This is a genomic window from Lysinibacillus sp. (assembly GCF_032093475.1).
GTDB lineage: Bacteria > Bacillota > Bacilli > Bacillales_A > Planococcaceae > Lysinibacillus > Lysinibacillus irui.
Window position 1 is genome coordinate 41,176 of the sequence record NZ_DAMDAY010000001.1, and the last position, 25,598, is coordinate 66,773.

General features: G+C 38.1%; 21 protein-coding genes. 20 read left to right on the plus strand and 1 reads right to left on the minus strand.

Translation table 11 applies throughout. The annotated features are described in order from the left end of the window. The first annotated feature begins 68 nt into the window (after positions 1-68). The 3 genes from RT445_RS00190 (at position 69) to RT445_RS00200 (ending at position 5,837) form a co-directional block, all read left to right on the plus strand. On the plus strand, positions 69-3,851 hold the full coding sequence (locus RT445_RS00190; RefSeq protein ID WP_312505064.1) for a DEAD/DEAH box helicase: 3,783 nt from the start codon (positions 69-71) through the stop codon (positions 3,849-3,851). Position 3,852: 1 nt separating this feature from the next. Beyond that, positions 3,853-4,608, plus strand: a complete 756-nt coding sequence (locus RT445_RS00195) for a hypothetical protein (RefSeq protein WP_274795448.1) — start codon at positions 3,853-3,855, stop codon at positions 4,606-4,608. A gap of 158 nt (positions 4,609-4,766) precedes the next feature. Then, the gene (locus tag RT445_RS00200) at positions 4,767-5,837 is read left to right on the plus strand and encodes a glycosyltransferase family 2 protein (protein WP_312505062.1); all 1,071 of its coding nucleotides are present in this window, start codon (positions 4,767-4,769) and stop codon (positions 5,835-5,837) included. Between the two features lie 346 nt (positions 5,838-6,183). Here the strand turns inward: RT445_RS00200 and RT445_RS00205 are convergent, their stop codons facing one another. Next, the gene (locus RT445_RS00205; protein WP_312505060.1) at positions 6,184-8,373 is read right to left on the minus strand and encodes a DNA topoisomerase III; all 2,190 of its coding nucleotides are present in this window, start codon (positions 8,371-8,373) and stop codon (positions 6,184-6,186) included. 235 nt (positions 8,374-8,608) lie between these two features. Here RT445_RS00205 and RT445_RS00210 point away from each other — a divergent pair, with 235 nt between their 5' ends. The 17 genes from RT445_RS00210 (at position 8,609) to RT445_RS00290 (ending at position 25,595) form a co-directional block, all read left to right on the plus strand. After that, positions 8,609-9,478 carry a MurR/RpiR family transcriptional regulator gene (locus RT445_RS00210; RefSeq protein WP_312505059.1) on the plus strand — a complete coding sequence of 290 codons (870 nt, stop codon included), beginning with the start codon at positions 8,609-8,611 and terminating at the stop codon, positions 9,476-9,478. A 5-nt stretch (positions 9,479-9,483) separates the two neighbouring features. After that, positions 9,484-10,599, plus strand: coding sequence for a M20 peptidase aminoacylase family protein (locus RT445_RS00215; RefSeq protein WP_312505058.1), 1,116 nt, complete (start codon positions 9,484-9,486; stop codon positions 10,597-10,599). 23 nt (positions 10,600-10,622) lie between these two features. Next, on the plus strand, positions 10,623-11,435 hold the full coding sequence (locus RT445_RS00220; protein ID WP_274795453.1) for a GNAT family N-acetyltransferase: 813 nt from the start codon (positions 10,623-10,625) through the stop codon (positions 11,433-11,435). A gap of 1 nt (position 11,436) precedes the next feature. Next, entirely contained in the window at positions 11,437-12,543 is a 1,107-nt protein-coding gene (menC, locus tag RT445_RS00225) for an o-succinylbenzoate synthase (protein ID WP_313469224.1), read from the plus strand. Between the two features lie 38 nt (positions 12,544-12,581). Then, a complete protein-coding gene (locus RT445_RS00230) occupies positions 12,582-13,634 on the plus strand; it encodes a YkvI family membrane protein (RefSeq protein WP_312505055.1) in 1,053 nt (350 codons plus the stop codon). Between the two features lie 306 nt (positions 13,635-13,940). Next, positions 13,941-14,558 (plus strand): TetR/AcrR family transcriptional regulator, encoded by a 618-nt coding sequence (locus RT445_RS00235; RefSeq protein ID WP_312505053.1) that lies wholly within the window; start codon positions 13,941-13,943, stop codon positions 14,556-14,558. Between the two features lie 110 nt (positions 14,559-14,668). Next, the gene (locus RT445_RS00240; RefSeq protein ID WP_274795456.1) at positions 14,669-15,811 is read left to right on the plus strand and encodes an acyl-CoA dehydrogenase; all 1,143 of its coding nucleotides are present in this window, start codon (positions 14,669-14,671) and stop codon (positions 15,809-15,811) included. 220 nt (positions 15,812-16,031) lie between these two features. After that, positions 16,032-17,666 carry an AMP-binding protein gene (locus tag RT445_RS00245; RefSeq protein ID WP_312505052.1) on the plus strand — a complete coding sequence of 545 codons (1,635 nt, stop codon included), beginning with the start codon at positions 16,032-16,034 and terminating at the stop codon, positions 17,664-17,666. A 15-nt stretch (positions 17,667-17,681) separates the two neighbouring features. Next, positions 17,682-19,040: an acetyl-CoA carboxylase biotin carboxylase subunit gene (locus tag RT445_RS00250; RefSeq protein ID WP_312505051.1), complete on the plus strand. Its 1,359-nt coding sequence runs from the start codon at positions 17,682-17,684 to the stop codon at positions 19,038-19,040. 67 nt (positions 19,041-19,107) lie between these two features. Further along, complete coding sequence (locus RT445_RS00255; RefSeq protein WP_004225532.1) at positions 19,108-19,320, plus strand: acetyl-CoA carboxylase biotin carboxyl carrier protein subunit; 213 nt, start codon at positions 19,108-19,110, stop codon at positions 19,318-19,320. Positions 19,321-19,334: 14 nt separating this feature from the next. Continuing rightward, entirely contained in the window at positions 19,335-20,252 is a 918-nt protein-coding gene (locus tag RT445_RS00260; protein ID WP_274795459.1) for a hydroxymethylglutaryl-CoA lyase, read from the plus strand. After that, positions 20,249-21,031, plus strand: a complete 783-nt coding sequence (locus RT445_RS00265; RefSeq protein WP_312505046.1) for an enoyl-CoA hydratase — start codon at positions 20,249-20,251, stop codon at positions 21,029-21,031. Before RT445_RS00260 ends, RT445_RS00265 begins: the two co-directional genes overlap by 4 nt. Before the next feature lie 49 nt (positions 21,032-21,080). After that, positions 21,081-22,619, plus strand: a complete 1,539-nt coding sequence (locus tag RT445_RS00270) for an acyl-CoA carboxylase subunit beta (protein ID WP_274795461.1) — start codon at positions 21,081-21,083, stop codon at positions 22,617-22,619. 123 nt (positions 22,620-22,742) lie between these two features. Further along, positions 22,743-23,318 (plus strand): VanZ family protein, encoded by a 576-nt coding sequence (locus RT445_RS00275; RefSeq protein ID WP_274797259.1) that lies wholly within the window; start codon positions 22,743-22,745, stop codon positions 23,316-23,318. A gap of 279 nt (positions 23,319-23,597) precedes the next feature. Then, on the plus strand, positions 23,598-24,323 hold the full coding sequence (locus tag RT445_RS00280; protein ID WP_274795462.1) for a hypothetical protein: 726 nt from the start codon (positions 23,598-23,600) through the stop codon (positions 24,321-24,323). 24 nt (positions 24,324-24,347) lie between these two features. Continuing rightward, the gene (gene ybaK / locus RT445_RS00285) at positions 24,348-24,842 is read left to right on the plus strand and encodes a Cys-tRNA(Pro) deacylase (RefSeq protein WP_274795463.1); all 495 of its coding nucleotides are present in this window, start codon (positions 24,348-24,350) and stop codon (positions 24,840-24,842) included. 117 nt (positions 24,843-24,959) lie between these two features. After that, complete coding sequence (locus RT445_RS00290) at positions 24,960-25,595, plus strand: YczE/YyaS/YitT family protein (RefSeq protein ID WP_274795464.1); 636 nt, start codon at positions 24,960-24,962, stop codon at positions 25,593-25,595. Positions 25,596-25,598: the final 3 nt, after the last annotated feature.

A 25,598-nucleotide genomic window follows, 5' to 3' on the forward strand; every position in this document is an offset into this window, starting at 1 on the left:
TTCTTTGTAAGTATTCTTTTGGGATGTGATAAAATAAAACTTTAGTGACACAGGAGGGAGGGCTGCTCATGCAGGACATCGCTTTACTAGAAAAACAACGCTGTAATCTTATTTTGACCAATAAGGCGAAGGAAGCGGTAGAGGAATGCTCAGCAAACGAGCATGCCTTTTTTGCGTTACAAAGATCTTTTACCGTCTATATTGAAAAACGGAAAGCTAAAACAGTTGGTGAAACATTTTTATCCATCTATTTTAATGCGCAAGACAATGAAAAATTACACGATTTTCTTGCTGAGAAAACCGTTATTATGGATTGTGTGCTAAAGGTGGAAGGATTGCTAGCGACAAATATTCGTTTTGTCCATATGCGTGGGCCAATCAATACAAATCGTCGATTAGCAGCTGCCTTGCAATTTGTTACAAAACCTAACAATGGTGCAGGTATTCCGCTAGAGCTTCATACGAAAATAAGACAGCTTCCAATAGCGGAAGAACGTACAGAATATGTAAAAAAACGTATAGCTAGTTGGGAAGGCTATTTAAAAATCCAAGAACGCGATGCGACCATTGACGATATTCATAGCGAATTTAAGCAAAGCTATTTTAATGAGGATTTTACACGGTTAACCATTGTATGTCCCTACATAAAGAATAAAGAATGGAAGCAGTTAGAAGGATTAAGTGTAAGCATTCAAGGGGTTCGCGGTGAAATTGGACAAGTTTTAAAAGCGAACGCTGGAAAACAAACAGTTGAAATTGATTTAAAACCTTTCGTTCAGGATTTAGCTCGTAAAGATCAGCTTAATCTACGCTCGAAACAAGCAAGTTTCAGTAATTTTGCGACACTAAGTCAAATTAGAAGACTACGCAACGGCTTTACAAAGCTAGAGAAGGGAGAGGCAGTGAACCCTAATCTAGAAACAATCCTGTTTGAACGGCGTCCAACAGTCCGAGCGTCCAAGCTACGAGAAGATATTGAGTTTCATAATAACTTAAATGAATATCAACGACGCGCTGTTTTAGGTGCATTATCTGTTGAGGATTTATATGTTATACAAGGTCCTCCAGGTACGGGGAAAACAACCGTGATTTCAGAGATTTGTCAGCAAAATGTAAAGGCAGGTTTAAAAACACTTGTTGCGTCGCAATCAAATTTAGCAGTCGATAATGCATTAGGACGGTTGCTATCCAATCAAGAAATTCGTATTTTACGATATGGTAGAACGGAAAGTATTGAGGAGGAAGGCAAAAAGTTTATAGAGGAAAATGTAGCTCTTCAGTGGCGGGAACAAACATTGGCGGCAATTGAAGAGGCTATATTGGTATTCCCAGAACGTGAGCAAGAGTTAAAAGCAAACGTTGAAAAAGCACAAAATGAACTAGAAAAATTAGAGCAATGGCTAGAGCAACTAAGACAGGAAATAGCTGCAAAAGAGCAAGCGGCTATTGATGAACCTATTTTACAGCAGGAAATTCAAGCATTAAAAAAAGAATTAAAAGCTGCTAAGGCGGATCAACAGTCAAGTGAAGCCCAAAAAGATCATTATGAGAAACAGCTTGCACAAATTGAACCAATTGTACAGCAGCTTGAGCAGACACTTGCAGATTATCCTTCTGTTGAGCAATTACAACGTACGATTCAAGAAACTACACGTAAAGTGGAACAACTAGAAGCGGCAGCTCAATATAAGGAATTGCAAGAACAAAAGCAGCAGCTAACACAGCAATTTCAAGAAATTCAACATAAATATGAAATCGAAAGTAATCGACTAGTTATCATGAAGGAAGCACAAAAGTATATCCATACATTAACATCCTTTGAGCTAATCGAGCGATTTTTACAACATTATCAAATTCGCCCTTCTCATGTACTGTCACATCAAATGAATCGCTTACAACATTTAGAAGATGCCAAAGATTTAGAGGCATGGTCCACAATCAATGCGCGTCTACAAAAGGCAATTGCGAAGTTAGAGGCTTTAGTTACTCATGAAGTCAAGGAACGAGCATTTGCTAAAAGTAGATTGCAACCAGTACAATCGTTTTCTTTGCAAAACCTTACAGGTGTATTCGCACAGTTAAACACTGCGTTTCAGGATGGCCAAGCACCAGCAAATGATATGATCGAAAGTTATTTGCTTGGGCTATATATGCGTCGTGATTACGTTTGGCAAAAGGGAGTAGCACTAAAACAACAACAAGAGCATAAGGATCAGGAATACGATTCTTTCCGAAAAAATCTCATGACTTTAATTCATCAGGAGTGTGCAATAACTAGCTTTGATGTGCAAAGTTACCAACGACAGCTGCAACCATTTTTACAGCATACAGAGCGTTTACAACAATTAGCAAATACTTTTCAAATTGCTGAGGAGCCAGAAGAATCAGTTGAATATTTAAAGATACTTTCAGCACAATCTCGAGAAGCTCTACAGCAAGCAAGTAAGCAGCTAGAGACAGTGGAACAGGCAAAAGTTCAACTAGTGCCAAAGCAAGCCTCACTGAAGACTGTCACAACAAGCTTACATGATATAGAGCAGCAGCTAGCACAAATGGAAGAACGGATAAAAGACATTAATATAGCTGGATTGAAGAAAGAAAAGCAATTAGCAACATATACAAAACTTTTGCAATCAACGCCAGAGAGAACGGCTGAAGAGGTGATGGAAGCTATTCAAACTTCCAAACAAGCAATTGAAACATTGCACAGGCAGGAAAAACAGCTACCACTTCGCAAAAAGCTACAAGAACAGTGGCGTGAAAAACTTCAAAACGCAACAGAGTATGATTTAGATGAAATTCGAAAATTGTATGTGCGTCATGCGAACGTTATTGGAACAACATGTGTAGCGTCCGCAAGTAAAGAATTTATGGAGAATTATCCTACTTTTGATGTTGTCATTATTGATGAAGTTTCAAAGGCTACACCACCAGAGCTACTATTACCAATGCTTAAGGGAAAAAAAGTTATTTTAGTAGGTGATCATCATCAGCTACCTCCACTGTTAGGAGACGATACGCTGGAGGAAACTTTAAAGGCGATGCTAGAAGAAAATCCAAATTTTGAAGGCGCACAAGAATTGAAAAATCTATTACGAGAGTCATTATTTGAACGTTTATTTAATAATCTGCCTCCAACACATAAACAAATGCTAGCACTCCAATATCGTATGCATGAAAAAATTATGCAAAGCATCACACCATTTTATGCGAAGGAGGAAAATGGTTTACAATGTGGTTTACCAGATTCAGATGCAGCAAGGGATCATGGCTTAGAGGGGCAATTTGTAAAACGACATGATCATTTACTTTGGATTGATATCCCTACTGAAAAACCCTATTTAGAGGAGCAAGTGAAGGGTGGAACAAGTCGTTATAATGAAGGAGAGTTACAAACAATCCGTCATATTTTATTAGACTTAAATGATGCAGTTAAGGTAGCAAAAGAAGCAGGACGAATACCGCAAGACGCAAAGAAAAGTGTCGGTGTCATTAGTTTTTACGGTGAGCAGGTAAAGAGAATAAATCGTCTCCTACAGCAAGAATTACAGCTACCGCATTTGCAGTTTAGAACAGGAACAGTTGATAAGTTCCAAGGTATGGAAATGGATGTTATTTTAGTGAGTATGGTTCGAAATACTCCTAAGGGGGGAGACATCGGCTTTGCAAAAGATTATCGTCGCTTAAATGTCGCGCTATCTCGTGCCCGTGAGTTACTATTGCTTATTGGCAGTGCTGAAATGTTTGCGAAACGTGCAAAACATCAAGATACAAGAGAAATGTATACTAATTTATTAAATACAGTAAAATCCTACAACGGCTTGCGTAATCATGAAGGATTGGTGATGTAGATTGTCAAAATTACAGCAACGGCTAATGCGTGAGCTTCAACAAAATCGCAATATTAAGATTGTCAAAACTGCTGAATGGTGTATTCCCATTAGGACAGTAGAGGTAATGTATGAGCCTGTGCGCCGTTCGACAATGGATGTCTTAATGACCATGCTACTAATAAGCATCCAAGAGGCTGATTTTGAAAGTACTCTTGAATTGAGTGAGCTTTTGCTTGTAGATCCATTATTTATTGAGGATTTGGTTTCTTTAATGGTTCGAGTCAACCTTATGAAGAAAGAGGATAACTATTATAGTCTAACTGAAAAAGGACAGCTGCAGCTTGAACAGGGAATCTTTGAGGAAGAGCTAGAAATAGAAAAGACCACGCTTTACTTCAGTCCTTGCCATCAATCATTTCTAACTATTGATGCAGATAATAGAGAAGAATACGATGACCTACCAGAGCTATATCGTTATATTGATAAAAAAGCAGAACAACAGGAGCAGTTTGAAGAATCACTGGTGATAGCAGCATTACAAGAGGAGAATGAAGAGGAAGTGGGCAACTCCCAAAAAGTCATCACAAAAATTGTTCAAACGGAAGCGCAACAAATTAATGATAGCCCATGTTTAGAGTTTGTTCTTTATGATAAAGAACAAGATATACTATTTGTACGTGTGTGGAATACGTTTCTCAATCGATGGGATCATTATCTTGAGCAACAGCTTACTGACAAAGAGCAACTAACATGGCGAGAGCAATATTTATCTTGATTCAGCAGAAGTTCAAAATCTAAAACAAAAACGAACGTGTATCGCGTTCGTTTTTTTGTGTTTTCACGATAAATTAAAAAGTCGGGTGATAATTGGAATATTTTTTCGATAAAATACTGCAAGAGTGTACATTTCAACATGGTTAAGGAGGGGACCAGATGTTAACGATTAGTTTATGTATGATTGTTAAAAATGCACAATCTACAATTGAAAGATGTTTAGATTCGGTTCAACATATAGTTGACGAGATCAATATCATTGATACAGGTTCAACTGATCGTACGAAGACTATTATTCAGAATTATACCTCTCGAATTTATGATATTCCTTGGTCTGATCATTTTGCCAAGGCGCGTAATTTTTCCTTTCAACAGGCAACAAAAGACTATATTTTATGGCTTGATGCAGATGACGTCATAACAAAGGAAAACCAATACAAGTTCAGTCAATTAAAGCAATCTTTATTTCCTTCTATTGACGCGGTAACGATGGATTACTACCTATCACTTGATCATGATGGAGTAGTAGAGTGTAGTAAACGAAATGTTCGTCTCGTAAAAAGGGCAAGTCATTTTCAATGGGAAGGTGCTGTTCATGAGGAATTAAAGGTATCAGGTCCGTTTTATCATAGTGATATAGCTATCACACATTTGCCATTATCCAGAGATCTTTATCGTAATATTTGTATTTATGAAGGTTTACTAAAAGAGGGACATTCACTTTCAGCAAGAGACCTATTTTTTTATGCTAATGAACTAAAAACGCATCAACGTTACTTAGAAGCGATCAATCAATACAATACATTTTTGGATCATGATTTAGGAACAGTAGATGACCGTATTGAGGCTTGCTTACATGTTGGGGAATGCTATCGACGCTTACATGATGATAAACAGGCCCAGCAATCTATTTTGCAATCTTTCTTATATGATCGACCAAAGCCAGAAGCATGTTGCCGAATGGGCCAATTTTTTATGGAACAATCGAAATATAAAGAGGCTATTTATTGGTATTCCCAAGCTCTGCAACAAGCTCCTGTTGATACGATGACGATCCAAAAATGGGCTTACTCAACGTGGATTCCCCATTTGCAATTAAGTTTGCTTTATAGGGAGTTACGGTTATTTGAAAATGCCTATCAGCATAATTCAGAGGCGCAAAAATGGAAACCAAATCATCAGGAAATAATAGAGAATGAAAAATATTTGCTCAGACAATTAAAGAGTTAACTACTTATTATGGGAATGGCACATCTATAAACAGAACATAAATAGCTTGACCAATTAACACAGATACACCAACAACAATCGTCATAAAAATCACATTCCGTGGTCTAAAATTTTTCGCTTCCATTCTAATAAATCCTCCTTTAATATAAAGAATATTCGGTCAATTCAAGATATGTTTTGAGGATTTGAGTATGCATAAATAAAAGAGCAAATTTACACTAAATGTAAATTTGCTCTTATGTTGTAGAAGATAGTGATGTTACAGCAAAAGAACGTTTAGCAAGGTGAGGGAGGTGATTTCCTTTCCTCCGTCATCCTTTCTAGGCGCAATATTTGCTCAGTTTGCTTAGTCGAATTTTAAACCTTTCAATGCTTCAGCAAGTGCATTGTTCACTGGTTCCTCATTCTTTTGTTGCTTTAAGTACTTTTGTACGGAGCGTTTATCTACCTTGCCTCCGCCTTCTTTTTTACGTCTTGCCTCAAAGGCTGATAATTTTTCACGATAGCCACATTTACAAACGAAAATTTGACCATCGCCTTCACCGCGAAGCTCTAATTTTTTATGACATTGTGGACAACGTGCATTTGTTGTACGTGAGACATTTTTACGATGACCACACTCACGATCCTGACAGACAAGCATTTTCCCCTTCTTACCATTTACCTCAAGCATTGGTTTTCCGCAATCTGGACAGGATTTAGTCGAGATATTGTCGTGTTTATATTTTTTGTCGCTGCCCTTAATTTCAGACACAATTTCTTGTGTATAATTTTTCATCTCGCTAATAAATACATCTTTTTTGAGCTTGCCCTTTGCAATGAGCTCAAGCTTTTGCTCCCATTCAGCCGTGAGGGCAGGGGACTTTAATTCCTCAGGCACTAAATCAAGTAGTTGACGACCTTTAGAAGTAATATATATATCTTTACCACCACGTTTTTCGATTAAGAAGGAATTAAAAAGCTTATCAATAATATCAGCTCGTGTTGCCACTGTGCCAAGTCCACCCGTAGATTTTAATGTGTCTGCTAGTTTTTTATCATTCGTAGCCATGTATTTTGTTGGGTTCTCCATCGCTGATAACAGTGTAGCTTCATTAAAACGAGCAGGTGGTTTTGTTTGACCAGATGTTTGGGCAAGCAATTTTATTTTTAATATATCACCTTTCTCAATTCGTGGTAGTATTTGTTCCTTTACATCATCCGTCGAGTCGTCATCATCGAAGCGATGTTCATAAACTTCCTTCCAGCCAGCTGATAAAATTGTTTTTCCGCGGGCAATAAAGCTTTCATCGCCTATTTTTGCACGTAATGTTAATTGCTCATATTCAAAAGCAGGAAGTAGCACCGCTAGGAATCGTTTCACAACAAGATCATAAATTTTACGTTCTTTATCTGTAAACGCAGAATAATTTACAAAGCCTTCTGTTGGAATAATGGCATGGTGATCTGAGACCTTACTATCATCGACAAAGGCCTTTGTAGGCTTGATTGGTTTAGTAAGTAGTTTGTTAGCGATCGAACGATACTCACCGATGCCACACGCCTTTAAGCGTTCAGGTATTGTTGCCACGATATCTTGAGAAATAAAGCGAGAATCAGTACGTGGATATGTTAATACTTTATGTTGTTCGTAAAGCTTTTGCATAATATTCAGCGTTTCTTTTGCAGAGTAGCCGAAAATTTTATTGGCATCACGCTGTAATTCCGTTAAATCATAGAGGCCTGGAGCATACGATTTTTTAGGTTTCTTTTCAATATCAGCAACGATGGCATTGCTATTTCCAAGTTTCTTAACTAAGATATCAGTTTTTTCTTTATCAAATGAACGGCTATTACCGTTTGCATCCTGCCATGTAAGCTTCAAATTGTCAGTCGTTTGTGCTTCTATACCATAATAAGTTTGGGCTTTAAAATTTTTAATTTCATCCTCACGTGCGGCAATAATAGCGACCGTTGGCGTTTGGACACGTCCGCAGTTGAGCTGTGCATTAAAGCGAGTAGTTAAAGCACGAGTTGCATTGAGCCCGATATACCAATCAGCCTCAGAACGAGCTACAGCAGATGCATAGAGGTTATCATATGCTTTGCCAGGCTTTAGATTGGCAAAACCATCTTTTATTGCTTTATCGGTTACTGAAGAAATCCATAAGCGTTTAAGTGGTTTTTTAATCTTTACTTTATCAAGTATCCAGCGTGCTACTAATTCACCTTCACGTCCAGCATCTGTCGCAATAATTACCTCACTTGCATCATTACGTGTAAGTTGGCTTTTGACTGCATTAAATTGTTTACCAGTTTGTTTAATGACAGTTAATTTTAAGCGTTCAGGAAGCATTGGTAAATCTTCAAGATTCCACGTTTTATATTTCACATCATAACTTTCAGGGTCAGCTAGTGTTACAAGATGTCCAAGCGCCCAAGTAACAATGTATTTATCTCCTTCAAGGAAGCCATTTCCTTTTTTAGTACACTTCAGCACACGTGCAATATCACGTGCTACAGAAGGTTTTTCAGCGATTACTACGCTTTTTGCCATTGTTAACACCCTTTCATAGTTCCATGGTTTTAAATATAGCATAGGTTGAGTGGGTTGGCAGTTTAACTGAAGCGAAATTTGTTAAATGTCGATGAAAAGATCTTGAGCAATTGAGATGATAAAACTAAAATTTCAGAAAAAATATTGAATTCAGAAAATATGTATGTTAGGCTAGTGTACATAAAAATGAAGTGAAGGCTTCAAAATATAAATAAAAAAAGGATGCGCTTCTTTTATGGGGAACCAAACAATTCAGCAAATGATTCAAGAGAAATATCAAGAGTTGTCCAAAAGTCAACAAAAGGTAGCTACATTCATCTTAAAAAATTTACAGACAGTTGGAGTTCACTCCGCTTCATATGTAGGGGAAAAGGCTGGAGTAAGTGAAACGACAGTTATCCGCTTTTGTTATGCGTTAGGCTTATCTGGTTATGCACAATTGCAACGTCAAGTGACAATGCATTTATTTAATGAAGGAAATGCAAGTAGTTTGCAAAATTATTTGCAATCGAAGCAAGCTCTTTTTGAAAATCCACGTTTTTATGTAAAGACTATGGAAAAAGATGCATCTCGCATTTTAAATATGGCTAAAAATATTCATGAGGAAGATTTTAATCGAGCTTCAGTATTGCTCCATGAGAAGAAAAAAATATATATTGCAGGGAATGGCTCCTCCCATTTAGCTGCACAATGGCTTCATTTTACATTAAATCTTTTGAGACCAAATGTTGTACTGTTAAATTTTGAGACAAGTGAGGTCATACGTGCTATCCAAGAGATTGATGAGGATAGTGTAGTAATTATTTTATCGTTCCACCGTTATTTTAAAGAACCGATCCAATTTGCAGCTGAATTAAAAGAAAAAAAATGTGAGATTATTGGCATTACTGATTCTCAAATTGCACCTATTACACAATATGCAACCATTACCTTTGTGAACGAACAACAACAAGAAGTGTCCACAATAGATGCTATGCCAGCACTCATAGCATTTTTAAATACTCTAATAGCTGGGATGACTGCACAAGATCATGACTATTATGAAAATCAACGCGTAAAATATGATGATTTCCAAAATAGCTTTTTAGCAAACCGATGGAGTTGACTACTATGAATCAAGTATTACAAAAGTTACAGCCACGTCTGGCAGATATTTTTAAACATTTACATGAACATCCGGAAGTTAGTTGGCAAGAACACAATACAACGCACTATATAGCAAATTTATTGAGAGAGGCCCAGATGGAGCCGCAGCTTTTTGAAGATATGACAGGACTTTATGTTGATATTGGTAAAGGAACACCTAGAGTAGGGTTTCGCACTGATATAGATGCACTTTGGCAGGAGGTGAATGGTGTCTTTCAAGCTAACCATTCTTGTGGACACGATGGTCATATGACGATGGCTATTGGAACTGCATTGCTGTTAAAGGACATGGAGCATTTATTGTCAGGTGCTGTACGCATTCTATTTCAACCTGCTGAGGAAAAGGCACAAGGAGCCCGCGCATTTGTCGAAAAAGGTATTATAGATGATTTAGATTATTTATTTGGTGTTCATGTTCGACCATTAAAGGAATTACAGGATGGGTCATATGCGCCAGCATTATACCACGGAGCAGCAAAGCTTTTTACAGGGACCATTATTGGGGAAGAGGCACATGGCGCACGACCAGAACTTGGCATTAATGCAATTGAGGTTGGAGCAGCGATTGTCGAAGGTCTTCAAAAAATTTGGACGGATCCAACTATCTCTGCCTCTGTCAAAATGACACAGTTTAATGCAGGAGGCACCTCCACAAATATTATTCCTGGTAAAGCTAGCTTTAGCATTGATGCACGAGCCCAAACAAATGAAGTGATGCAGGTAATCACAGAGGGGGTGGAGCGTGTAAAAGCGTCTGTTGAAGCGATGTATGGTGCCAAGATTTTTTTACAGGTCGATGCTCATATAGTGGCAGCATTGGTGGATGATGAAGCCTTACAACATATGAAGGAAGCTATTATTGATGTAGTTGGGGAAAAGGCTTGTGCTCCACCAGTTGTTACACCAGGAGGGGAGGATTTTCATTTTTATACCTATGAACGTCCGAAGCTTAAAGCTACAATGCTTGGATTAGGCTGTGGGGTTACTCCGGGCTTACACCATCCGCAAATGACCTTTAATCAAGATCGGCTTTTAATAGGTGTAAATATTATTACAAGGGCTATTTTAAGAGCATTATAAAGATATAGAAAGAAGAGATAGCTATGATAGAGATAAGAGAAATCAAAACAATAGAACAACTTGAGCAAGTTCAGCAATTAGAGTTTGATGTGTGGGGCATGCCTGCAATTCCTCTCCATCAAACGCTTACCGCAGTGAAAAATGGGGGCATCGTTGTAGGTGCCTATCAAGAAGATAAATTAGTCGGTTTTAGTTATGGTTTTGCGGGTTTTCGAGAAGGCAAAAGCTATCTATGCTCTCATATGTTAGGGATTGATGAAAAATACCGATCCCTAGGTATAGGAGAAAAGTTAAAGTATGAACAGCGAGCTATTGCTATTGATCGTGGCTATGATTTAATGGTATGGACATTTGACCCTCTCGAAACCCGAAATGCTTATCTTAATCTATCTAAATTAAAGGGTATTTGTTATACCTATATAGAAAATTGCTACGGTGAAATGAAGGATGGCTTCAATAAAGGGCTGCCCTCTGATCGATTTGAGGTGAGCTGGCATTTAACTTCAGATTATGTGGTGAATGACATTGCAATAGAAGTAGCGAATGCAATACCAGTGGCAAGCTGTGAACTTACAAAGCAGGGTTTATTATGTTTAGAAATGACTGAAAATTTGGAATTTAAGGAAGAGATGTATACGCTACCTGTTCCTCAGGACTTTCAAGCCTTAAAAGCACAAAATCCTAGCTTAGCATTGGATTGGCGTTTCAAAACAAGAAATATACTAAAGCAGCTATTTTTAGCAGGGTATGCCGCTATTTCACTGCAGCAACAAGAATACTTTAACGAATATGTTTTCGTGAAAAAAGCAGCTTTAAATTTGGAAGGGGCAAATTAAAATGAAAATTACAGAAATCACAATACGACAACTGAAGATGAAATTAAAAGCACCGTTTACAACAAGCTTTGGCACGTTTGATGAGAGGGACTTTTTAGTCCTTGAGGCTAAAGAGGAATCAGGCTTAATTGGTTGGGGAGAATCAGTTGCCTTTCATTCACCTTGGTACAATGAAGAAACACTCCAAACAAACTGGCATATGCTTGAAGACTTCCTCATTCCTCTTATTTTAAATAAAGAGATTCATCACCCTGATGAAGTCAGTCAATTATTTGAGCCCATTCGTAAAAACAATATGGCGAAATCGACGATTGAAGGAGCAATTTGGGATATATATGCGCAGCAAACTGGCCAATCCCTAACAACAGCACTTGGTGGTAAAAAGGATAAAATTGAAGTAGGTATTAGTACTGGAATACAAAATTCAATCGAGGAGTTAGTTGCGTTAGTTGACGGCTATGTTAAGGAAGGCTATAAACGCATGAAAATCAAAATAAAACCAGGCTGGGATGTAGAGGTTATGCGTACATTAAGGGAAACGTTTCCTGATGTAGCCTTTATGGCAGATGCCAATTCAGCCTATCGTCTAGAAGATGCTGAAACATTGAAACAACTTGATGCATTTAACTTAACAATGATTGAGCAACCACTTGCTTCAGATGATATTATCGATCATGCTTCATTGCAAAAATTAATCGAAACACCAATTTGTTTGGACGAAAGTATCCATTCATTAGAAGATGCACGAAAGGCTGTAGAATTAGGTAGCACCAAAATTATAAATATAAAAATTGGTCGTGTTGGTGGCCTAACGGAAGCAAAAAAAATACATGATTATTGTGAGGCCCATAACATTCCTGTATGGTGCGGCGGCATGTTGGAATCTGGTATTGGTCGTGCGCACAATGTGGCCTTAACAACGTTGTCGAATTTTATATTACCAGGAGATACTGCCGGCTCTAATCGATATTGGGAAAAGGATATTATCGAACCAGAAGTAGTTGTAAAAGATGGTTACATTGAAGTACCACAGCAAATAGGAATTGGTTATGAAATAAATAGGGAAACGGTTAGTTCCTTCACAGTCGCACAGAAAACATATCAATAATTAGACTTAAGTTCATATAATAGAATAGTAGGTGTGCTATGAAAAAAAGTTGGCAGATAGGTGGAGCATTTGTAGGCTTAATTGTTGGTGCAGGGTTTGCATCGGGTCAGGAAATTATGCAGTATTTTACAAGCTTTGGCTTGTACAGTATTATAGGTGCCATTGTTGCTACACTTGCCTTCGCATTTTTAGGGATGAGTTTAGCACAATTAGGGACAGATCTACAAACAACATCACATAAAGAGGTTATCTATCATATTGGAGGGCGATATGTAGGCATTATTTTAGATATCGTTATCACGTTTTTCTTATTTGGTGTTGCTGTAGTTATGTTTGCTGGGTCAGGATCGACATTTCATCAAATGTTTGGCATCAATCCAGTGGTTGGTAGTATTTTTATGGTCGTTGTAACCATACTAACCTTACTATTAAATGTTAACAATATTATTAATTTAATAGCATTAGTGACCCCTTATTTAATGGGTATCATTTTTATTATTTTGATATATTCCATTTTTACAATGGATATATCCATCGCAGAGCAAAATGCTTTAGCGAAAGCACAACCGTCTGCAGCGTCTAATTGGCTAATGGGAGCGTTGCTTTATGTTTCCTATAATATCGCTGCTGGTGCTGCAATGTTAATTGTGATGGGTGGAACAGTAAAAGACCGCAAAGTTGCTGGCAGAGGAGGACTACTTGGCGGTTTAATGCTTGGTGTGTTAATTGTACTAATCAATATAGCCATGTTTGCTAAAATAAATGTTGTTGATGGAGCAGCAATGCCAACATTAGAATTAGCAAAACAAATACACCCTATAGTAGGTGTCTTAATGTCCATTGCTTTACTAGGCATGATGTACAATACTGCGGTAGGAATGTTCTATTCATTTACAGTTCGATTTATTGCGCCAGACCATCAATATTTTAAGGTTAGTATTGTAGTTATTGGATTGATAGGTTTTGCTGCAAGCCTAGTAGGATTTACTACATTAGTTGGTAAAGTCTATTCAACAATGGGCTACTTAGGTTTCGCCTTAATTGTTGCTGTTATTATTTCATGGCTCCGTAAACTACCGAAAGTTGTATAAAAAGGAATTTTCCCTTGTGTTAATGCGAGGGAAATTTTTTTGTATTTTGTAATGAAAGAAAGATGTACATCATACAATTGATTTGTGTTTGTGAAATCCTTTAATTCTGTTTTAGGTAAAAATTATGCTCGAAATTATAGAAAAAAGCTATTTGTTGCTAGACACCAATTTTTGAGAATGCTATATTTATATTGTCATAGTATTTTTATAATTAGGAAAAAACAGAATGCTTTATGGATTTAAATACTTTTTCCTGATTATAAGGAGTGATGGAGTATAGAGCTAGATGAAGGATGATAGGTGCCTATGGTAAAAAAAACGTTAAAACAAAGAATTGTAGACGCTTCAGTTGAATTGTTTCAGCAAGATGGTTATCACAATGTAACTGTCGATCGCATTGTAGAATACATTGGGGCATCAAAGGGTGGGTTTTATCATAATTTTAAATCAAAAGACGAACTGTTATATGAAATTCATGATGTCTTTATTTCGTATGTTATTCAACAATCACAGGATGCATATGACAAATATGATACACCCATCAAACGTCTATGTGCCATGCTACAAACGCTGACACAAGTATTCGATATGTATCAAGCACATATTACAATTTTTTATGAGGAGAGTCGCTCACTTTCAGATGAATATAGTGACACGATTCATAAAAAGCGAGACCACTATCGTGATATTTTACAAAGAGTGATAGCCGAGGGTCAAGAAACAAAAGATTTTCGTACAGAATTACCTTGTACAATTGTCACAATGGCAATTGTTGGGATGATTAACTGGACATATAAATGGTTTAAGCAATCAGGGCCATTAACAATGGAGCAAATTACTGAAGTTTTTACTGATATGGTATTACGTGCGATTGTAACGGAACAAGCAATGGAAGAAGCGAAGCAATTTATGATAAAGGTGTAGCCAGTAGGAAACGCTGGTTTTATTATTTGTTTTTACAGACCGACTAGTCGGTATTTGCTTGTCATTAAGCTACATCTACTATGACAAATTGAACATTAGGGGGATTAGGGATGAATTTTGAATTAACAAAAGAGCAAGCAATGATTCGAGACATGGTGCGTGATTTTGCTGAGAAAGAGATTAAACCGTATGCTCGTGAGGTTGATGAGACATCAACAATGAGAATAGAGAGCTTTAAGAAGATGGCGGAACTAGGTTTATTGGGTATCCCATTTCCTGAAGAATATGGTGGTTCAGGTGGGGATACGGTGTCCTATGCTTTAGCTGTAGAGGAGATTGGTCGTGCATGTGGGGGAACAGGTTTAAGCTACGCTGCTGCTGTTAGCCTAGGCGCTTCGCCAATTTACAACTTCGGTACAGAGGAGCAAAAGCAAGAATGGTTAGTGCCTTTAGCAAAGGGTGAGACATTAGGAGCATTCGGTTTAACAGAACCCAATGCAGGTTCAGATGCTGGTGGCACGCGCACCACAGCTGTTATTGATGGTGATGACTACATTATTAACGGAGAAAAATGTTGGATTACCAATGCAGGATACGCTCGACAAATTATTGTAACTGCGGTAACTGGTAAACGTGAAGATGGAAAAAAAATTATTTCTTCTATTATTGTGCCAACAAATACACCTGGTGTAACGATTAACTGTAATTATGACAAAATGGGTGTTCGTGGCTCCAATACTTGTGAGATTGTGTTGCAAAACGTTCGTGTGCCAAGAGCAAATCTTTTAGGGGACGAAAAGCGAGGCTTTAGCCAGTTTTTAAATACACTTGATGGTGGACGTATTTCGATTGCTGCTCTTTCTGTTGGGATTGCACAGGCTGCTTATGAGAAGGCACTAAAGTTCGCAAAGGAACGTGAACAATTTGGTGCGCCTATTTCGAAGCTACAAGCGATCCAATTTAAATTAGCTGATATGGCGATGGAAATAGAGCTTGCTCGTACATTAGTACATAAGGCGGCATGGCTGAAAGATCAAAAGAAACCATTCGGCAAAGAGGCTGCAATGGCTAAACTATTTGCTTCTGAAATGGGCTTCCGTACATGTAATCAGGCAATTCAAATTCATGGTGGTTCAGGGTATATGAAAGAATACGATGTAGAGCGTCATTTACGTGACATCAAGTTAATGGAAATAGGTGAAGGTACATCTGAAATTCAACGACTCGTCATTTCTCGTCTAATTGGCTGTTAATTCTATTTAATTATGCTTCGGCATAATTTGTCCCGAATCGGCTTTGTGCTTGCACAAAGCACTCCTTTCCGATTCCACGGCATTCGCCGAAGGCTTTCACTTCTTTTAGTGGATGTTTGGACATCCACTGAAAGTAGCTTGAATCCGCATTTATCTCATCACCAATAGAGGTGGGAGATCTCTGCTGAAAGAAGTAAGCATAAATATAAGGGGGATCTTAATGGCAGAACTGGTGTATCAAACAATTGGTCAATTGCTAGATGAACAATCGAAAAAGTATCCACAGAATGAAGCTTTAGTTTACGCTGATAGAGATTTACGTATGACTTATGAGCAGCTAAATTATCAAGCACGACTTGTTGCGAGAGGTTTAATGGCTTTAGGAATTGAAAAGGGTGACCATATCGCGGTGTGGACAACGAATGTTCCGGAGTGGGTACAGCTTCAATTTGGTACAGGGAAGATGGGTGCGCCCATCGTTACGGTCAATACTAATTATCGTGCAAGCGAGTTGGAGTATTTACTTAAACAATCTGATGCCAAAACGATTTTTTTAATTGAAAATTATCGAGACCATTCTTTTATTAATACACTACAAGAGTTATGTCCAGAGCTTGAACATTGTGAACCAGGTAATTTGCAATCAAAGCGACTGCCTTTATTAAAAAATGTTATTTTAATCGGCGAAACTAAATATCCCGGTGTACTAAATTGGTCAGATGTATTGAAGGCTGCAGAGAAAGTGACTGAGGAACAGTTAGAACAAAGAGAGCAATCTCTACATTATGATGATGTCATTAATATTCAATATACGTCTGGTACAACAGGCTTTCCTAAAGGTGTGATGTTAACGCATTTTAACTTAGTTAACAATGCTGTCAATATTGCGGAGTGCATGCGTTTAACAGCGGAGGATCGTCTATGTATTCCGGTACCATTTTTCCACTGTTTCGGTTGTGTTATAGGAACTTTAGCTATTACAACAAGTGGGGGAACGATGGTACCTGTGCAGGAATTCTCACCTGAAGAGGTGCTAAGAACTGTTCAACAAGAAAAATGTACAGCATTACATGGTGTACCAACGATGTTCATTAGCGAGCTTAATCTACCAAACTTTGCGTCCTTCAATCTTTCGACCTTACGTACAGGAGTGATGGCAGGTTCAAATTGCCCGATAGAGGTCATGAAAGCAGTTATTGAGAAAATGGGTATGACAGATATTACAATCTGCTATGGTCAAACAGAATCATCGCCAGTTATTACACAGACGAGAACAGATGACCCGTTAGAGTTAAAAGTGGAAACAGTTGGCCGTGCATTACCCAACTTGGAAGTGAAAATTGTTGTTCCAGGTACAACGGATGAAGCGCCTAGGAATGAACAAGGCGAGTTATGTACAAGAGGCTACCATGTAATGAAGGGCTACTATAAAAACCAGGAAGAAACAGAGCTTGCTATTGATCAGGAAGGCTGGCTGCATACAGGTGACTTGGCAACAATGGATGAAGCTGGTTATGTGCGTGTGACAGGTCGTTTGAAAGATATGATAATTCGCGGAGGAGAAAATTTATATCCTCGTGAAATTGAAGAATTTCTTTATACACATCCAAAAATTTCAGATGTCCAGGTTGCTGGTGTACCCGATCCTATTTACGGAGAGGAAGCGGCAGCTTGGATTATTTTGAAAGAAGGGGAGCAAGTGACCGAAGAAGAGATTCGAGAATTTTGTCGAGATAAGATCTCTAGACATAAAATTCCAAAACATATTTTCTTTATCGATAACTATCCAATGACTGCATCTGGAAAAGTTCAAAAATATAAATTACGAGAAGATTTTATGATGACCGTACAGTAAGGGGGGCTAGTGGATATGTTCAACAAAATATTAATTGCCAATCGTGGGGAGATTGCTAGACGTGTGATTAGGACATGTAAGCGCCTAAATATTCATACGGTTGCTATATATTCCGAGGCAGATGCAGAAAGTTTGCATGTAAAGGATGCAAATGAGGCTTACTGTGTTGGAAAACCACCTGTTGCACAGAGCTATTTAAATATTGACCGTATTCTTGAAATCGCAAAAGAAAGTGGCGTAGAGGCCGTTCATCCTGGATATGGTCTACTATCAGAAAATGCAGAGTTTGCGAAGCGATGCACAGAGGCAGGTTTAGTATTTATTGGACCAAGTGCTGATGTAATAGCTTCAATGGGCAGTAAATTAGAGGCTCGTAAAACGATGAAAGCTGCTGGTGTGCCTATTGTAGAGGGAGTAGAACATCCTGTCAAAGATGTAGCAGAAGCTACTAATATCGCCGAGCGTTTAGGTTATCCAATTATGTTAAAGGCCTCGGCTGGAGGTGGCGGTATCGGTATGCAGCTTGTTGACAATGCTGAGGAACTAGCCAAGGCTTTTGAGGGAAATCAAAAGCGTGCTCAGTCATTTTTCGGTGATGGCACAATGTATATGGAACGATTTATCGCCAATCCTCATCATGTAGAAGTGCAAATTATCGCAGATCATCAAGGTAATGTCGTTCCTTTATTTGAACGTGAATGCTCTATTCAACGTAGAAATCAAAAAGTTGTAGAAGAAGCGCCATCACCGTTTATTTCTCAAGAGACTAGAGAAAAAATGCTTGAAGCATCAATTAAGGCTGCAAAGCATATTGGCTATGTCAATGCTGGAACAATAGAGTACTTGGTAGATGAAAATCAAAACTTTTACTTCTTAGAAATGAATACAAGATTACAAGTAGAGCATCCCGTAACAGAGGAAATTACCAAGCTTGATCTAGTAGAAGAGCAATTAAAAATTGCTGCTAAGCAAGCTCTAACATTTACGAGAGAAAGTATTACTAAAGAAGGGCATGCCATTGAGGTGCGTATATACGCTGAAAATCCTTCTACGTTTTTCCCTTCGCCAGGTACTATTACAGCGCTTGAATTACCAACAGGTGAAGGGATTAGACATGAATGTGGTGTCGAAGCAGGTTCAGCCGTAACACCATTTTATGATCCAATGATAAGTAAGCTAGTAGTGTGGGGAGAAACGAGAGAAATTGCCTGTGAAAGGTTAATCCAAGCATTAAAAGCATATAAAGTCGAGGGTATTCAAACGAATATTCCAATGCTATTGAAAACTGTGACACATAATCAATTTTTAAAAGGCGATACAACAACTAAATTTGTAGAGCAATATTATTTACCACAATTAGCAGAAACAAAATAGAATTTCAATGCATTCGTGCTTCTTAGAAAGGGCGAATGCATGACTAAATAACGAGGAGCGAATGACAATGGCAACAGTAAAAGCAAGCATGGCAGGTACAGTGTGGAAAATCGTTGTAACAGAAGGTGAGAAAGTGACAGCAGGTCAAGATGTAGCTATTTTAGAATCAATGAAAATGGAAATTCCAATTGCTGCAGAAGAGGATGGCGTGGTGACAAAAATTATCGCTAATGAAGGAGATTTCATTAACGTTGACGATGATATTTTAGAAATTGAATAAGAGGAGGCCTCTTTATGCAGCTACCTAAGCATGTCATGATCAAAGAAGTGGGTCCCCGTGATGGTTTGCAAAATGAAAAAACACATATTACCACGGTAGATAAAGTACAACTAGTCAATCTATTAAGTCAAACAGGATTAAGTTACATCGAAGTGACTTCATTTGTTCATCCGAAATGGATTCCTCAATTGGCGGATGCAGTCGAAGTTCTTCGAGCTATCAAAAGGAATAAGGATATTACCTATGCAGCACTTGTACCCAATATGCGTGGCTTAGAACGTGCATTACAGGCTGAAGTAGATGAAGTTAGTATTTTCATGTCTGCAAGTGAGAGCCATAATCAAAGCAATATTAATAAAACAATAGAAGAGACCTTTCCAATATTAGAGGAAGTCGTTATAGGGGCAAAAGCAGCAAAGAAAAAAGTTCGAGGTTATATCTCAACAGTTATTGGTTGTCCCTATGAGGGATATATCCATCCAGACAAGGTACTGCGTGTAACGGATAAATTACTGGAAATAGGCGTGGCTGAAATATCACTTGGTGACACAATTGGTGTTGGTGTACCAACACAGGTTGAGTATCTTTTAGAGGAATTACTAAAAAGATATGTACCTGAAAAGTTTGCCATGCATTTTCATGATACACGAGGCACGGCACTAGCTAATATTATGAAATCCTTAGAAATGGGGATTACAAAGTTTGATAGTGCACTTGGTGGATTAGGGGGCTGTCCATATGCTAAGGGAGCTTCAGGAAATGTAGCTACAGAAGATTTGTTGTATTTATTCGATGAGATGGGCATTGAAACAGGAATAGATCGCCAGAAAGTGCTAGAGGCAGCACTCTATATTGAAGAGAAATTAGGAAAAGCTGTTGCATCGAAGCAAATGGCCATTGTCCGTAATGAAAGGAGTGCAAATCAACTATGACGCAACTTGTTCGTTTTGAATTACTGGAGGGGAGTGTTGGGCTTATTACCCTTTCGAGGCCAGAAGCTGCAAATGCAATGTCTGTTCAGTTACTTCGTGAGTTGTCAGACACACTTGATCAAATGAATGGAGATCCTGCAGTGCGTGTAGTTTTACTGACAGGTGAAGGGGAAAAGGCATTTTGCGCAGGCGCTGATCTAAAAGAGCGCAAAGGGATGTCTGATCGCCAAGTAAAGCAAATCGTGCAACTAATTGGGTCGACGGTGGCAAAAGTTGAGACACTTGCACAGCCTGTCATAGCAGTGCTTAATGGCGTAGCTTTTGGAGGTGGTCTAGAGTTGGCATTAGCTTGTGATTTACGTATTGCCGCTACACATGTCCAGCTAGGTCTAACTGAAACCTCTCTCGGAATTATTCCAGGTGCTGGTGGAACACAACGGCTTCCACGTTTAATTGGCCTAGGTAAAGCGAAGGAATTGATTTATACAGCACGTAGGCTGAATGCTGAAGAAGCTAAAAATTACGGTATTGTTGAGCATGTTTATGAAGGACATGAGGTAATGGAAAAGGCACAACAGCTTGCGCTGGAAATGGCTAAAAATGCACCACTTTCTTTAGTGCAAGCTAAAGTCGCGATCAATCAGGGTGTTGAGGTAGATTTAGCTACCGGATTAAAAATTGAATCACTTGCATATAGTGCATTGATACCAACAGAAGACCGATTAGAGGGCTTGCTGGCTTTCCAAGAAAAGCGAACACCACAATATTCAGGGAAATAAAGCACTAAAATATTTCGGTGTAATTGATTGGGCAAAGGGAGGAATAAACATGAGCAATATCTCGACTGAAAATACACCACCTACAATGAAAGACAAAATTTTAACAGGTGGTTTACCAAAATATCATGATAAAAATGCACAACAAGGCAAGCTATTTGTACGTGAACGTCTTGAACTATTACTAGACGATGGTCTTCAATCAGAAGATGGACTTTATGCAAACTGTTTGGCGGGAGATTTGCCGGCAGATGGTGTTGTTACTGGTATTGGTAAAATACATGGACGCACAGTTTGTGTGTTAGCCAATGATTCTACTATTAAAGCTGGCTCTTGGGGAAAACGCACAGTTGAAAAAATGATTCGTATTCAAGAAACTGCTGAAAAGCTAAATTGTCCATTATTATATTTAGTTGATTCAGCAGGTGCACGTATTACAGATCAGTTAGAAATGTTCCCAGGACGTAGAGGTGCGGGTCGCATTTTCTACAACCAAGTAAAGCTGTCAGGAAAAGTTCCGCAAATTTGCTTACTGTTTGGACCTTCTGCAGCAGGTGGTGCTTATATTCCTGCATTTTGTGATATCGTTGTCATGGTGGAAGGCAATGCTTCAATGTATTTAGGCTCTCCTCGAATGGCTGAAATGGTGATTGGTGAGAAAGTAGATTTAGAAACAATGGGTGGCGCAAAAATGCACTGTTCAGTCTCAGGCTGTGGAGATGTGCTTGTCAAAACAGAACAAGAGGCTATTGCTTATGCTCGTAAATACTTAGGCTATTTCCCTAATAACTACGCAGAACGAAGCAAAGTAGAGACACCTAAACCACCTGCTTCATTTGATAAATCTATTGAGGAATTAATCCCTGAAAATCAAAATGTTCCTTTCGATATGTATAAATTAATTGATCGAATTATCGATGAAGATTCGTTTTGTGAGGTAAAGAAATTATTTGCACCTGAACTAATTACAGGTCTTGCACGAATTAATGGGCAATCAGTAGGCATAATCGCTAACCAACCTCGCGTTAAGGGAGGCGTGCTATTCCATGACTCGGCTGATAAAGCAGCAAAATTCATCTCACTTTGTGACGCATTTAATATTCCCCTGTTATTCCTAGCAGACGTTCCTGGCTTCATGATAGGTACACAGGTAGAGAAAGCAGGAATTATCCGTCATGGTGCAAAAATGATTTTTGCTATGAGTGAAGCAACTGTTCCTAAGCTAACGGTCATTGTTCGTAAAGCATATGGGGCAGGTTTATACGCAATGGCAGGTCCAGCATTTGAACCAGATTGCTGTATTGCATTATCTAATGCGCAAATTGCCGTAATGGGGCCAGAAGCAGCGGTCAATGCTGTTTATGCTAATAAAATCGCAGAGCTTCCGAAAGAAGAGCAAGCAAGCTTTATTGCCGAAAAGCGTAAAGAGTACCAAGAGGAAATAGATGTGTATCGTTTAGCATCAGAGCTCATTATCGATGATGTAATTGAGCCGAATGATTTACGCAAAGTACTAGAAAATCGCTTAGAGCTTTATATGTCAAAATACTTATTATTCTCACAGCGTAAGCATGGGGTAAATCCAGTATAACCATATACTTAATTGAAGGGCTGTCTCCGCTATTAGGGGCAGCTTTTTCAATGTTAATTTTTTCAGCTACTTGCATGGTGTAGAGTAGCATATTAAAATATGAAAAGGAATAAAGGGAAGTGGGTGTTAAGCTTGTCTAAAAACAACATAACGGATGTTCAGGGTAATGCGAAGCTCCCATTACCATATCGAAATGTCATTGATACATATTATTTGCCATTAAAGGTCACGGGTTGGATTTTATTTAGTATTTATTCATTTATAGCTTTTTATAAGTTAGTCATTGATCGCTTAGTAAATGTCGTAGTTGTTTTATTTAAGGGTGATTATTCTATAGGTGATTTAGGCTTGTTTGATTATAGTAGCTGGCGATTAACTACGAATTTTGTTCCCTTTGAAACGATTCTCCGCTATATAAACTATTCTCAATATTTTAATTGGGATATCATAATCGTAAATCTTCTTGGTAACTTATTAATTTTTACTCCAATGGGCTTTTTATTGCCATTATTATCGAAGAAATTTCGTAAAGCATGGGTCATTATTTGTTTGGGCTTTTTCGCAAGTCTATCAGTAGAAACCATACAATTTATTTTTACGGTTGGCTCTGCTGATATTGATGATTTAATTTTGAATACAATTGGTGCATGGTTTGGTTATTTAGCTTATAAGGGCATATTGATTAGACCAAAAAAGTGAGAAAAACAGTCCTTTTTTTAAGGGCTGTTTTTTATATTGTTGAAAACTTTACTGAAATAGAAATGAAAATTGTCAATGAATGAAGGTCTTTATACCTAATGAAAAAAATAATTAATATCTCTTTAGGTGGTTAGTAGTCATTTCTACTTGAATTTAATAATGAAAATTCCGATAATGAGTGTACAGAAACTGTTCAGATGGTATAGATATAGTGTTAGAAGATATGTTCATATCTAGTATCTTATTGGCATATGTAAATAGAAGGGCGAGGTGAAAACTATGAAAATATTGAATTCTATGGAGCAAGACAGAGTTTCATCGCAATATAATCGTAAAAAGATCTTGCAACGAAAAGAGGCTGGAGACGCCTATCGAAAAAATGCCATGTATTTTCAGCCAAAGAAAAATCCATTATTGCTGGAGCTTGAAAATTTACTTTTAGGGCGTACAGATCAAGACTTATATGAGCAACAACAAGAAAAGGCAAAAGAAGTAACGCCTCAACAGCAAGCAATAATGGAAGATCTACAACAAACCGAAGCTTATGTACGTGCACATGAGCATGCCTATAAAGCAGGGACTACTGATAACATTGATTCTTCTGCTGTATCCAATCTAGAGCAAAATGACACATTACAAATTTTAGAACAGGTACGACATGCAGCATTAGCACCAACAGAGCCTTCACCGCAAGATTTACGTGTGGTACAAAGTGTCAACGCACAAATACAGCAAATGTTAAATAATTCGCATTCTGCAGATGACATAATAGAAGAAGGTGAGCCATCTTTTGTACGTGACATGATTGAGGTAAAGGTTCCTGAACGTTTCTCCAAGGAATTGAATTTGGACCCATTTGCAGATACAATTTTCGGTAAGAACTATGAGATTGCATTTAAGTTGAGAACATTCAAACAGGCCTCAGAAAAATATGTAGCTCACGTTCAAATGACGAAAAATGGCTATCGTCCAGATAAGGATCATATGTTCTCTTTGATAGCCTGATGCTGTAGATAGGAGATTATTGACATGGCAAAGGCAAAGCATGCGAAAACAAACGCAATTCGATTATTAGAACAACAAAAAATCCATTTCGATGTGATTGAATATGAAATTGGAGACGGTCAGGTTGATGGTGTCTCTGTTGCTGAGAAAATTGGTCAGCCTGTTGCTCGTGTGTTTAAAACACTAGTAGCAAAGGCAAGCGCACAAAAGCTTTTTGTATTTGTCATTCCAGTGGCTGAAGAGCTGGATTTAAAAGCTGCTGCAAAGGTAGTTGGGGAAAAGAAAATCGAAATGCTCGCAGTAAAAGATTTACTTGGCTATACCGGCTATGTTCGTGGTGGATGTTCCCCAGTAGGAATGAAGAAATTATACCCAACAGTCATTGACGATTCCGCACAAGAGCAAGGTAGTATTATTGTGAGTGCAGGGAAAATAGGCATGCAAATCCATGTTCAGTTAGAGGATTTAATAACTGTTACAAAGGCGCAGCTTGCTCCAATTACAACTACCCATGCGTAAGAAAATGGGTAGTTATTTTTATGTATGATTAATACTGTAGCATAAGCAAGAACTCTCTATTTTCATAGAAAATATGATACAGTAGTGCAATATCATACATAGAGAGAAGGGGACGAAATGCGGAAAATAATGGGGTGGCGTTGGGCATTCTTTATTGGAGGCTTAATTGTAATGTCACTTGGCATCACAATGTCCATAAAAGGGAAAATTGTTGGTACAAGCCCTTGGGATGTCTTGCATGTTGGATTATTTCAAAACTTTGGGCTAAGTATTGGGACATGGTCAATTTTAACAGGACTTTTTATAGTTGCTTCAACATCTATTGTGTTGCGCGAATGGCCCAAAATAGGCACTTGGTTAAATATGCTGTTAATTGGCTCATTTATTGATGTATTTAACTGGCTATTGCCGTCAACAGATGTTTACAGTCTTCAGATTACATATTTTATCATTGGTTTATTTGTTTTAAGCTTCGGCTGTGGCATGTATATTGCGCCAAATATGGGGGCAGGTCCACGTGATACCTTAATGATGATCCTTGTTGAAAAGTTTGGTGGATCCATTAAAACAGCTAGAATGGGTATCGAGGTTTTGGTGACAATTGTAGGCTGGCTTCTAGGTGGGCCGGTAGGAGTGGGCACGGTATTAATTGCTTTAACTTCAGGCTATATTGTGCAGTATTCATTACCATATTGTCGTAAGCTTTTAATGAAATGTATTGGGAATATAGAGGGTATGAAGCCATTCTATTAAATT

Bases quoted from the DNA above. Each gene is read 5' to 3' on its own strand.
- RT445_RS00190 (WP_312505064.1), top strand. From the start codon at position 69: ATGCAGGACATCGCTTTACTAGAAAAACAACGCTGTAATCTTATTTTG.
- RT445_RS00200 (WP_312505062.1), top strand. From the start codon at position 4,767: ATGTTAACGATTAGTTTATGTATGATTGTTAAAAATGCACAATCTACA.
- RT445_RS00205 (WP_312505060.1), bottom strand. From the start codon at position 8,373: ATGGCAAAAAGCGTAGTAATCGCTGAAAAACCTTCTGTAGCACGTGAT.
- RT445_RS00210 (WP_312505059.1), top strand. From the start codon at position 8,609: ATGGGGAACCAAACAATTCAGCAAATGATTCAAGAGAAATATCAAGAG.
- RT445_RS00215 (WP_312505058.1), top strand. From the start codon at position 9,484: ATGAATCAAGTATTACAAAAGTTACAGCCACGTCTGGCAGATATTTTT.
- RT445_RS00220 (WP_274795453.1), top strand. From the start codon at position 10,623: ATGATAGAGATAAGAGAAATCAAAACAATAGAACAACTTGAGCAAGTT.
- menC (WP_313469224.1), top strand. From the start codon at position 11,437: ATGAAAATTACAGAAATCACAATACGACAACTGAAGATGAAATTAAAA.
- RT445_RS00230 (WP_312505055.1), top strand. From the start codon at position 12,582: ATGAAAAAAAGTTGGCAGATAGGTGGAGCATTTGTAGGCTTAATTGTT.
- RT445_RS00235 (WP_312505053.1), top strand. From the start codon at position 13,941: ATGGTAAAAAAAACGTTAAAACAAAGAATTGTAGACGCTTCAGTTGAA.
- RT445_RS00240 (WP_274795456.1), top strand. From the start codon at position 14,669: ATGAATTTTGAATTAACAAAAGAGCAAGCAATGATTCGAGACATGGTG.
- RT445_RS00245 (WP_312505052.1), top strand. From the start codon at position 16,032: ATGGCAGAACTGGTGTATCAAACAATTGGTCAATTGCTAGATGAACAA.
- RT445_RS00250 (WP_312505051.1), top strand. From the start codon at position 17,682: ATGTTCAACAAAATATTAATTGCCAATCGTGGGGAGATTGCTAGACGT.
- RT445_RS00255 (WP_004225532.1), top strand. From the start codon at position 19,108: ATGGCAACAGTAAAAGCAAGCATGGCAGGTACAGTGTGGAAAATCGTT.
- RT445_RS00260 (WP_274795459.1), top strand. From the start codon at position 19,335: ATGCAGCTACCTAAGCATGTCATGATCAAAGAAGTGGGTCCCCGTGAT.
- RT445_RS00265 (WP_312505046.1), top strand. From the start codon at position 20,249: ATGACGCAACTTGTTCGTTTTGAATTACTGGAGGGGAGTGTTGGGCTT.
- RT445_RS00270 (WP_274795461.1), top strand. From the start codon at position 21,081: ATGAGCAATATCTCGACTGAAAATACACCACCTACAATGAAAGACAAA.
- RT445_RS00280 (WP_274795462.1), top strand. From the start codon at position 23,598: ATGAAAATATTGAATTCTATGGAGCAAGACAGAGTTTCATCGCAATAT.
- ybaK (WP_274795463.1), top strand. From the start codon at position 24,348: ATGGCAAAGGCAAAGCATGCGAAAACAAACGCAATTCGATTATTAGAA.
- RT445_RS00290 (WP_274795464.1), top strand. From the start codon at position 24,960: ATGCGGAAAATAATGGGGTGGCGTTGGGCATTCTTTATTGGAGGCTTA.